Source organism: Angustibacter aerolatus (genome assembly GCF_054776675.1).
In genome coordinates this window covers 1-9868 of sequence record NZ_BAAHBM010000105.1, presented here as the reverse complement: position 1 = coordinate 9868, position 9868 = coordinate 1, and the positions used below count along the sequence as shown (strand labels likewise).

General features: G+C 75.2%; 9 protein-coding genes. 2 read left to right on the top strand and 7 right to left on the bottom strand.

What is annotated here, in order from left to right:
- Positions 1-299 precede the first annotated feature (299 nt).
- On the bottom strand, positions 300-1028 hold the full coding sequence (locus ACYVI6_RS16665; RefSeq protein ID WP_460447440.1) for a helix-turn-helix transcriptional regulator: 729 nt from the start codon (positions 1026-1028) through the stop codon (positions 300-302).
- 102 nt (positions 1029-1130) lie between these two features.
- Here ACYVI6_RS16665 and ACYVI6_RS16660 point away from each other — a divergent pair, with 102 nt between their 5' ends.
- Positions 1131-2180: a chemotaxis protein CheB gene (locus ACYVI6_RS16660; protein WP_460447439.1), complete on the top strand. Its 1050-nt coding sequence runs from the start codon at positions 1131-1133 to the stop codon at positions 2178-2180.
- Here the strand turns inward: ACYVI6_RS16660 and ACYVI6_RS16655 are convergent.
- From ACYVI6_RS16655 to ACYVI6_RS16645, 3 genes are read right to left on the bottom strand one after another with little or no spacing between them, the layout of a single operon-like run.
- The gene (locus ACYVI6_RS16655; RefSeq protein ID WP_460447438.1) at positions 2177-4135 is read right to left on the bottom strand and encodes a CheR family methyltransferase; all 1959 of its coding nucleotides are present in this window, start codon (positions 4133-4135) and stop codon (positions 2177-2179) included. The genes ACYVI6_RS16660 and ACYVI6_RS16655 overlap by 4 nt on opposite strands.
- Positions 4128-5159 (bottom strand): chemotaxis protein CheB, encoded by a 1032-nt coding sequence (locus tag ACYVI6_RS16650; protein ID WP_460447437.1) that lies wholly within the window; start codon positions 5157-5159, stop codon positions 4128-4130. Before ACYVI6_RS16650 ends, ACYVI6_RS16655 begins: the two co-directional genes overlap by 8 nt.
- A gap of 1 nt (position 5160) precedes the next feature.
- Positions 5161-6411, bottom strand: a complete 1251-nt coding sequence (locus ACYVI6_RS16645; protein ID WP_460447436.1) for an ANTAR domain-containing protein — start codon at positions 6409-6411, stop codon at positions 5161-5163.
- A 209-nt stretch (positions 6412-6620) separates the two neighbouring features.
- Between ACYVI6_RS16645 and ACYVI6_RS16640 the strand changes: the two genes are divergently transcribed.
- Positions 6621-7406: a GAF and ANTAR domain-containing protein gene (locus tag ACYVI6_RS16640; protein ID WP_460447435.1), complete on the top strand. Its 786-nt coding sequence runs from the start codon at positions 6621-6623 to the stop codon at positions 7404-7406.
- Here the strand turns inward: ACYVI6_RS16640 and ACYVI6_RS16635 are convergent.
- From ACYVI6_RS16635 to ACYVI6_RS16625, 3 genes are all read right to left on the bottom strand, one after another.
- Entirely contained in the window at positions 7403-7984 is a 582-nt protein-coding gene (locus tag ACYVI6_RS16635; protein WP_460447434.1) for a hypothetical protein, read from the bottom strand. The two genes, ACYVI6_RS16640 and ACYVI6_RS16635, sit on opposite strands and share 4 nt — an antisense overlap.
- 13 nt (positions 7985-7997) lie before the next feature.
- Positions 7998-9149: a zinc-dependent alcohol dehydrogenase gene (locus ACYVI6_RS16630; protein ID WP_460447433.1), complete on the bottom strand. Its 1152-nt coding sequence runs from the start codon at positions 9147-9149 to the stop codon at positions 7998-8000.
- Between the two features lie 103 nt (positions 9150-9252).
- The gene (locus ACYVI6_RS16625) at positions 9253-9675 is read right to left on the bottom strand and encodes a rhodanese-like domain-containing protein (RefSeq protein ID WP_460447432.1); all 423 of its coding nucleotides are present in this window, start codon (positions 9673-9675) and stop codon (positions 9253-9255) included.
- Positions 9676-9868: the final 193 nt, after the last annotated feature.

Here is a 9868-nt window from a genome sequence, read left to right as displayed (position 1 = left end):
CGCCCGGCACGGCGTCGACCTCGACGCGGGCCAGCGCGGCGAGCGCGCACGTGGGCGAGCTGCCTGCCGCCTCGAGCCGCAGCCGCTCGAGCGCCGCGGTCAGCGCCACCAGCGGCGGCGGGTCGTCGAGACGGACGGTGCGCGGAGCGGTCTGCTGAGCCTGGGTCGTCATGCCTGCCTACCCCTGACAGGACGCGCGATGGTTCGGCGCCGTGATCGGCTGTTGCCCTCAACCGGTGCCTTGCGACAGTAGCCGATCCAGGACGCGATACGCACCCTGGGGCCGCGATGCGAAGTCGTCAGGTGCGGACGACGCTGCTCGGTGTCACGCCGTACGTCGCGCGGTAGTCGGCCGCGAAGCGTCCCGCGTTGCTGTAGCCCCAGCGGGCGGCGACCTCGGCCACCCGCGGCGGCTCGCCGGCGCCCCCGACCAGGTCGGCGTGCGCGTGCTGCAGCCGCACCCGGCGCAGGTAGGCCGACGGCGTGCAGCCGACGTGCCGGCTGAAGCTGGCCTGCAGGGCGCGCGGCGTGACGCCCACGGTGCGGCTGAGCGCGGGCAGGTCGAGCGGCGACGCCGGGTCGGCGTCGATGGCGGCCACGGCACGGCGCAGCGAGCCCGGCCACGACCGGTCGTCGCGCCGGTCGGCTCGCGCAGCCTGCGAGGCCTCGAGCGCGGCCTGGCTGGTCAGCCGGGCGAGCAGCGACTCCGCGGCAAGGGCCCACGACCGCTCGATGGCGTCGTCGGCGCGGCCGCGCGCCTGCTCGGCGGCGACCCGCTGGCGGGCCACCTCGAGCAGCAGCTCGTGCAGGTCGGCGTCGGGACCGGACGCCCCGTCGGGGCGGGGCGGCGCCCAGCCGAGCCGCAGGAGCACCAGCACGAGGTCGTGCAGCGCGGCCCGCACCGCGGGGTCGGCCGACTGCCCGCCGGTGCCGAGCAGCTGCTCGACCTCGGCCGCCACCCCGCGCGCCGAGGGTGGGCGGGCGTCGGACGGCGGGGGTGGTGCGACCCGCTCCAGCTGCTCCGTCACGCCGTCTCCTGTCGCCGTCCGCGCTCCGACCAGGGTGTCACGTCGGACGGCCTCGCGGCGACGTCGGTGCATGCGGCGCCACCGACGGGGTAGCGCCACCGCATGAGCCGACATCCGACGCCACCCGTCTGCGTGGTCGTCGGCGGCTCGGCCGGCAGCCTCGAACCGCTCGCCAGGGCGCTCGGGGGGCTCGAGCCCGACCTGCCGGCGACGGTGCTCGTCGCCGTGCACGTCGGCGACCGACCCAGCACCCGGCTGGCCGAGGTGCTGGCGCGCCGCACCCGGCTGCCGGTGCGTGAGGCGCGCGACGGCACACCGCTGCGACCGGGCGAGGTGCACGTGGCACCGGGCGGCGCGCACCTGCTCGTGCACCGCGACCACCTGGTGGTGGGGCCCGGGCCGCGGGTCAACCGGCAGCGCCCGTCGATCGACGTGCTGTTCGCCGCGGCCGCCCGCTGGCACGGCCCGCGGGCGGTGTCGCTGGTGCTGTCCGGCGTCCTGGACGACGGCGCGGTGGGCAGCGCCCTGGTGCGCGCCGGCGGCGGGCGGGTGCTGGTGCAGGACCCGGCGGCCGCGGAGTTCTCGAGCATGCCGCGGGCGGCAGCCCGTGCCGCACCCGGCGCCACGGTCGTGCGCGACGACGACGCCGGGCGCATCCTGACCGAGGCGGTCCGCGCAGCCGCCACGACCCCGGCGAGCGACCCGGAGGACACGATGACCGACCAGACCGGTGAGACGGACCCCGCGGGCGGGTCGAGCACGTCGATGGCGGACGGCGGCGACCTGCACCACCTCGACCCGCGGGAGGGGCGGCTGACCCGGCTCGTCTGCCCCGAGTGCGGCGGCTCGATCGCCGAGCTCGACCTGCCCGGGGTCACCTACCTGCGCTGTCACGTCGGCCACCAGTACGGCCCGATGACCTTCGCCGCCGCGCAGGCCGAGACGTCGGAGGCGAAGCTCTGGGCGGCGGTGGCTGCGCTCGAGGAGCAGGCCGCCTTCGCGCACCACCTCGTGGCCGGCTCCGAACCCGCCGACGTCGAGCACCTCGCGACAGCGGCGCGCGAGGTCGCGGGACGGGCCCGCGCGATGCGCGAGCAGGCGGTGTCGTGGGCCGGCGCCCCGCCGGCCCGCGAGGACGACCGGACGGGCTAGACCTCCGCCCCCGCGGCGGGCGGGGCGGCCGGCCCGCCGGGGGCGTCGTCCGAGACGTCCTCCATGAGCAGCAGCGCGCCGGCCAGCTGCTCGGAGTCGGTCTGCAGCGCCGTCACCGTGACCCGCAGCCGCACGGTGCGCCCGCGCCGGTTGACCGCCTGCAGCACCTCGCCGACCACCGCCGGCTGCTGCCCGGTGATGACCGAGCGCAGCCACGGGTGCAGCTGCGCGGACGGCATGCCGCTGTCGAGGTTCAGCAGGTGCTGCCCGACCGTCTCGTCGTCCCGCAGCCCCCACAGGTCGTGGGCCTGCCGGGTCCACACCTGCACGACGAGGTCGGGGTCGACCACCACCACCGCGGCCTCGAGGCTGCCGAGGATCGACTGCATGAACGCGTTGAGGTCGCTGATCTCGACCGTGCGGTCGCGCAGCTCCTCGTTCGTCGACTGCAGCTCGTCGTTGGCCGACTGCAGCTCCTCGTTCATCGTCTCGAGCTCCTCGTTCGTCGACTGGAGCTCCTCGTTGGTGGTCTCCAGCTCCTCGACGGTCGACTGCAGCTCCTCGTTGGTGGTCTCGAGCTCCTCGTTCGTCGACTGCAGCTCCTCGTAGGCCACCTCCAGCTGCCGGTTCGCGGCCTCGACCTCGACCCGCAGCTGCCGGAACCGGGTGACGTCGGTGAAGCTGATCGACGCGCCGAGGAACGCGCCCGTGTGGTCGGTGAGCGGCACCAGGTGCACGTCGACGTAGACCGGCTCGGGCCCGGACCGGCGCCACTCGGCCTCGCGCAACCACACCGGCTGCTGCGTCTCGGCCACCGACGCCAGGTGCGACCGCAGCTCGAGCGGACGGTACGACACCTCGAGGTCCTGGAAGGGGCGGCCGAGGTCGCGGTCGGCGAGCCCCAGCACGGCGTTCGCCCGGTGGTTGATCATCGACAACCGACCGTCGGCGCTGACCGCGATCTGGGCCACCGGGTTGGTCAGGATGAGCTCGTTGCGCAGCTGCGCCGCGTTGTCGGCGACCACCGCCCGCGACTGGGACCGCCACGGCGGCGTGAAGCCCGAGCCCTCGGCGACGTCGACGCGCACCCGCCGGAAGAACCGCCGCTTCAGGTCGATCGGGTCGAACACCGAGGCGTGGTTCAGCAGCATCTCGGCCTTGCCCAGGAACAGCACGCCGTCCGGGCGCAGCGCGAACGCCAGCCGGTTCACGATGCGCGACTGCGTCTCGGCGTTGAAGTACATCAGCGTGTTGCGGCAGAGCAGGACGTCGATCCGCGAGATCGGCGCGTCGCGGGTCAGGTCGTTGCGCCCGAAGATCACGCTGCGGCGCAGGTCGGGCGTCACCACGAAGCGGCCGCCCACCTGGTCGAGGTACCGCTCGCGGTACCGCTCCGGCAGGCCGGCCACCTCGCGCTCGGTGTACGACGCCTGCCGCGCGTGGGCGAGCGCCTCCTCGTCGACGTCGGTGGCGTAGATCTTCACCCGCTCGCGGAACCCGCTGCCGACCATCTCGTGCAGCAGCATGGCGATCGAGTAGGCCTCCTGACCGGCGGCCGAGCCGGCGCTCCACACCCGGATCGGCCCACCCTGCGAGGCCTCGAGCACGCCGGGCAGCACGTCCCGCTCGAGCGCCGTCCAGGCGTCCGCGTCGCGGAAGAAGCTCGTGACGTTGATCAAGATCGTGTTGAACAGCGCCGTGAACTCGTCGGGCTGCAGCTGCAGCACGTCGCCGTACTCGTCGTACGACGTCACGCCGACCTCGCGCATGCGGTGCCGGATGCGCCGGGTCAGGCTCGGACGCTTGTACCCGGTGAAGTCGAACGACCGGCTGTCGCGCAGGAACCCCAGCAGCCGCTCGAGCTCCGGGTCGGCGGGTGCGTCGGGTGCGTCGGGTGCGCCCGAGACGTCGGGCACGTCGTCCGGCGCGTCCTGGGGGTCCTGGGGGTCAGCCATCGAGCACGGCTCCTGCGTCGTCGTCGGCGGTGGGGTGCATCGGACGCTCCAGCATCCGGCGGACCAGCGTGGCGGATCGCGTGGCGTCCTCGGCCTGCTCGGCGAAGCGCTGCGCCGAGAGGGCGCTGCCGCGGTCGCTCGCCCGCTCCGCCATCTGGTTGCTCAGCGCCGCCTTCTCCTCCAGACCGCGCAGCGCCATCCACAGCGCGTTCTCGAGCGCCTGGTCCTGCTCGAGCATCAGCCCCTGCCACGTCCACGCGTGCCCCACCCGGCACCGGTAGCGCACCATCCCGCCCTCGTGGATCTCGAACATCGACCCGTGGCAGTCGGGACAGCCGTACCCGGCGGGTTCGCCGGGCCGGTCGTGGGCGTCCATCGTCGCCCGGTCCATGGTCGCCATCTCGACCTCCGTGCGCATCAGCGCGCTGGGCACCCCGACGTCGGGCAGCTCGACCCGCGTCGCCACCAGCCGGCCGACGAGCGACCCGAGGTCGGCGGCGGACGCCGTGGCGTCGACGTCGACCTGCGCCGCCACCGAGCTGGGCATGCTCGGGTACAGCGCGTCGGCCGGGTCCTGCACCAGCACCAGACCGCCGCGCTGCCGCACCGCGACCGCACCCGCCGTCCCGTCGTCGAGCGCGCCGGAGCAGACCACCGAGACCACGCGCGGCCCGAGCGCCCGCGCGGCGCTGCGGAACAGCACGTCGACCGCCGGCCGGTGACCGTTCTCGCGCGGACCCCGGGTGGTGCGCACGTGGTCGTCGGAAACCACCAGGTGCCGGTCGGGCGGCGCGACCAGCACCGTGCCCGGGGTCAGCGGCTCGACCTCGTCGGCGAAGCGCACCGGCAGCCGTCCCGCGCGCGCCAGGATGCTGGGCAGCACGCTCGGGCCCTGCGCCGGCAGGTGCAGCACCACCAGCACAGCGGCCGGCAGCTCCTCCGGCAGGTGGCGCACGAGCTGCACCAGGCTGTCGACCCCGCCGGCGGACGCGCCGACCACGACGACGTCGCGGTGTGCCGGCACGTCAGTCGCGCCCGGCGAGCATCGGGTCGAGGCCGGTGTCGACCACCAGCTCGGCGAGCCGGCGCAGCTCGAGGTTGCGCTGCATCGACGCCGCGCGCAGCCGCTCGAACGCGACGTCCGGCGTGATGCGGTGCCGCTCGACGAGCACACCGACCGCCTCGCCGACGCGCTGCCGACCCAGGGCGGCCGCCTGCAGCTGCGCGGCGATCGCCACCTGGCGCAGCGCGATCCCGGCGTGCGCCGCCAGCAGCTCGGTCGCCCGCACCGCGGTCTCGTCGAAGGCCGCCGGGTGCGCGCCCACCACGGCCAGCACGCGGCTGCTGCCGAGACCGACGGCGACCACCCCGCCGCCGAGCGGGTCGTCGGCGACGACCGTGCCGCCGGCCGCGGCCCGCTGCAGCGGCCCGGTCGGGTCGGCGGCCTGCGCGTGGGCGTACGCCGTCACGTGCTCGTCGGTCGCCGCCACGGGGTGGCACGCGTGGCGGCGCACGCGCTCGGTGAGCACCGCACCGTCGGCACCCGGCACCAGCTCGACGGCGGTCTCGACCACCCGCCGGCGGGCTGCGGGCAGGGCGGCCTCGCGGTCGTCCTCCGAGAGGTCGGCCAGCTCCTGCACCAGCGCGAGCACCCCCCGGGCGACGGCGTCGTCGACCTGGGGCCGGGCCTGCGCCGGCGGCTCGTCGAGGGCGTGCGGCCCGGTCGCCAGCTCGTGCAGGTGCCACCGCAGCACGGTGCGCCCGGTGCGCGGTTCGACCGCCCGGGTCACCTCGAGCGAGACCGGCAGGTCGGGTGCGCCGGCGCGGGCCAGCCGCACCGGCGTCAGCGGCAGCACGTCGCGCACGTCGCGGGCGGCACCGAGCGCCGTCCGCACGGCGTGCCGGTCGTCGAGCACGAACCAGGTCGCGAGCGGGCGCGGGGTGCGCCGGGCGAGCGGCTGCCGCACGAGCCGCTCGGCCGCCCGGTTGACCGAGAGCACCAGACCCTGGTCGTCGGTCACCACGTGCGCGTCCTCGGCGGCGCCCAGCAGCTGGTCGCGCTCGCCCGCGCTGCGCAGCAGCTGGGCACGGGTCTGCTGCAGCTCCTCGTGCTGCACCCGCAGCTCCTCCTCGGCGACCACGAGCTGCTGCACCAGCTCGCCGAGCTCGCCGGCCAGCTCGCCGGGGTCGGCGTCCGGCCCGACGAGCCGCAGCAGCCGGGCGCGCTGCTCGCCCAGCCCGTCGAGGAACCGGTCGATCTGCGGGTGGTCCGTCACCGGGGCCTCCAGTCGCTGCCGCGGTCGGCACTGGTGTCGGCGCCGGGGCGGTGCCAGTCTGTCAGCAACCGGCGACGTCGTCCCAGCTCCCCGGACGGGGTGTCGCCCGTCGTCCTGCGAGTGCGTCCACCGTCCAGGCGGTTGTAGGGTCGGGGCGGTTCGACAGCGAGCCACCGGCGTCTCAGCGCCCCTTCGAGAGGCGACAGGTCATGCCCGACACGAGCACCAGCTCGCCGGCCCCGTCCGTGGCAGAGGTCCTGGCCGCCTTCCGCGACCTCGGCGACGAGCTGCGCTCGGTGCCGGGCGACGGGCTGGCCGCCGTCGCGCAGGTCGCGGTGCTGAGGGTGCCGGCCGCCGACCGGGCGAGCATCACGCTCGGCCGCGACGGGCGGTTCTGGACCGTGGCGGCGACCGACGACCGGGCTCAGCAGGCCGACGAGGTGCAGTACGAGCTCGGCTCCGGCCCGTGCGTCGACGCGATCGTCGACGACACGGTGTACGACCCGGGCGACGTCGCCGAGGACGACCGCTGGCCCGAGTACGGCCGGCGGATCGCCGAGCAGGGCGTGCGCAGCATGCTGAGCTACCGGCTGGTGCTGATGGACGAGGCGCAGGCCGACACCATCGGCGGGCTGAACCTCTACTCGGACACCCCGCACGCCTTCGACGACGCCGACCTGCGCACCGGGCAGCTGCTGGCGACGCACGGCGCGGTGATGGCGTCGGCCGCGGGCGACCGCGCCCGCGCAGAGCACCTGCAGCAGGCGCTGCTGTCCAACCGCGAGATCGGTGTCGCCATGGGCATCCTGATGGCCCGGCACACCCTGACCCGAGACCAGGCCTTCGACCTGCTCAAGCTGGCCAGCCAGCACACCAACCGCAAGCTGCGCGACGTCGCCACCGAGGTCGCCGACACCGGCACCCTCGAGCTGCCCGCTCCCCGGGCCCGCGCGCACCGCGACGCGACGGGCCCCCGAGGGCACGGCCGGCGCTAGCCGCCCGTCACCCGCCGCCGCAGCCGCCGCACCACGCGCACAGCCGCCAGCACGCTCAGCACCGTCGGGGCCGCGACGACGAACGGCGTCAGCGCCTGGTGGCTGAGGTCGGCCCGGCCCCGGCCGACGCGCGACGACAGGCCGCCCCGCGTCAGCTCGCTGCGCAGACCGAGCTCGGCGACCAACCGGTCGGGGTGGCCCCGCAGCAGCGACGTGACCCGGCTCTCCACGACGTCGACCCGGTCACCGGCCACGAGCAGCAGCCAGTGCGCCGCACGCGCCTCGCTGAACGTCTTGTAGGAGTAGCGGCGCAGCACGCCGGACAGCCCCTTGAGCGGCACCGACGTGCCGAACACCGGCGGCAGCGTCTCGTGCTCGATCGACCGCTCGCGCGGCTGCTCCTCGGGCTGCCGGTCCGGGAACTCCCAGTGCGCGCCGTTCTCGCGCGGGTCGACGAGGCGCTCGCGCGGGAAGGCCGGGCGGTCGGCCGGGTCGAGGTCGCTCCCCCAGCCGGGGATGCGGGCCCGCAGCTGCTCGGTCGTCTCGGGCAGCGGGGGCTTGCTCGCCGTGTAGGTCATGACGTCCGTCCCCTCAGGCCGCGTCGCCGGGCACGATGAGCGGCTTGATGCAGCCGTCGAGCTTGTTGCTGAACATGTGATAACCCTCCGCGATGTGCTCGAGCGGGATGCGGTGCGTCACGACGTCGCTGGGCCTCAGGTGCCCCGCCCGGATGTGCTCGAGCAGCCGCGGCCACTGCCGCTTGACCGGGCACTGGTTCATGCGCAGCGTCAGGCCCTTGTTGAACGCGTCGCCGAGCTTGACCGCGCTGAACAGCGGGCCGTAGGCGCCCATGATCGACACCGTCCCGCCCTTGCGCACGGCGTCGATCGCCCAGTTGACCGCCACCGGCGAACCGCCCTGCAGCTTGAGCTGCGCCGACGTCACGTGCTGCACGAAGTTGCCGGACGCCTCCGCGCCCACGCAGTCGATCACCGCGTCGGCACCGAGACCGCCGGTGTCGTGCTTCAGGTGCACCACGACGTCCTTGACGTGCGTGAAGTTCAGCGTCTCGGCGTGGGCGAAGGTGCGTGCCTTCTCGAGCCGCTCGTCGAGGTGGTCGACCACGATCACCCGGCCGGCTCCCATGAGCCACGCCGACTTCGCGGCGAACAGCCCGACCGGGCCGGCGCCCAGCACCACCACGACGTCGCCCTCCACGACGTCGGCGAGCTGCGCCCCGAAGTACCCGGTGGCCAGCGCGTCGGTCATCAGCACCGCGTCGTCGTCGTCGAGCCAGTCCGGTACGAGGCTCGGGCCGACGTCGGCCAGCGGCACGCGCACGTACTCGGCCTGCCCGCCGTCGTAGCCGCCGCTGGTGTGCGAGTAGCCGTACATGCCGCCGACGGCCGTCGCGTTCGGGTTCACGTTGTGGCAGTTGGAGAACAGGCCGCGCGCGCAGAAGAAGCAGGACCCGCAGTAGACGTTGAAGGGCACCATCACGCGGTCGCCGACCTGCAGGTGCTCGACCGACGGGCCCACCTCGTGCACCACGCCGACGAACTCGTGGCCGAACGTCGTGCCGACCCGGGTGTCGGGCATCATCCCGTGGTACAGGTGCAGGTCCGACCCGCAGATCGCCGCGCGCGTCACCCGCACGACCGCGTCGTTCGGGTGCTCGATCCTCGGCAGGTCCTTCTCGGTGACGCGGATCCTGTACGGCCCGCGGTACTCCATGGCGCGCATGCTGCCTCCGGGTGCGGTGGCCGGCCGATGGCCCGCCGTCCGCTCGAACGTAACCGCGGCCCGGTGACCCCGCCGCTCGGGCGGGGGTGCAGTCGCGGCGCCGCTACTCGCGCACGTCGGCCGGGCCGGGGCCGAGCGGCAGACCGGCTGCGGCCCAGGCCTCGACGCCCCCCACGACGTCGGTCGCGCGGTGCAGCCCGACCCGCTGGAGGCTGGCCGCGGCGAGGCTCGACGAGTACCCCTGCCGGCACAGCACGACCACGAGCAGGTCGGGCCCGGTCGCCTCGGGCAGCCGGTTCGCTGACGTCGGGTCGAGCCGCCACTCCAGGACCGTGCGGTCGATCACCAGGGCGCCCGGCACCTCGCCCTGCCGTGCGCGCTGCGCGGCGGTGCGGGTGTCGACGAGCAGCGCCTCGCCGCGCGCCTGCAGCTCGTGCGCCTGCTCGGGGCCGAGCCGGTCGAGCCCGGCGCGGGCGGCCGCGAGCTCACGGGCGACGCCCGTGAGCCCCTCGCCCTCGCCGGGCACGTCGCTCGAACCCGATCCGTCCGGTGCGATCGGTGCGGTCGTCAGCGCGCGGCCGGACGACGACGGCGTCCGCCGCTCGCCGGCTGCGCCGAGCGCTCGGCCAGGCTGTGCGTGCGGGTGCCGCCGGCCTGCCCGGCGGCGGTCGAGCGCGGCTGCGCCGGGAACTGCGAGACCCCGGCCGAGCCGGAGCCCG

What these genes read in the sequence shown, in the direction of transcription:
- ACYVI6_RS16655 (WP_460447438.1), bottom strand. Translation starts at nt 4,135, where the DNA reads ATGGCTGACCCCCAGGACCCCCAGGACGCGCCGGACGACGTGCCCGAC.
- ACYVI6_RS16635 (WP_460447434.1), bottom strand. Translation starts at nt 7,984, where the DNA reads ATGACCTACACGGCGAGCAAGCCCCCGCTGCCCGAGACGACCGAGCAG.
- ACYVI6_RS16640 (WP_460447435.1), top strand. Translation starts at nt 6,621, where the DNA reads ATGCCCGACACGAGCACCAGCTCGCCGGCCCCGTCCGTGGCAGAGGTC.
- ACYVI6_RS16660 (WP_460447439.1), top strand. Translation starts at nt 1,131, where the DNA reads ATGAGCCGACATCCGACGCCACCCGTCTGCGTGGTCGTCGGCGGCTCG.
- ACYVI6_RS16630 (WP_460447433.1), bottom strand. Translation starts at nt 9,149, where the DNA reads ATGCGCGCCATGGAGTACCGCGGGCCGTACAGGATCCGCGTCACCGAG.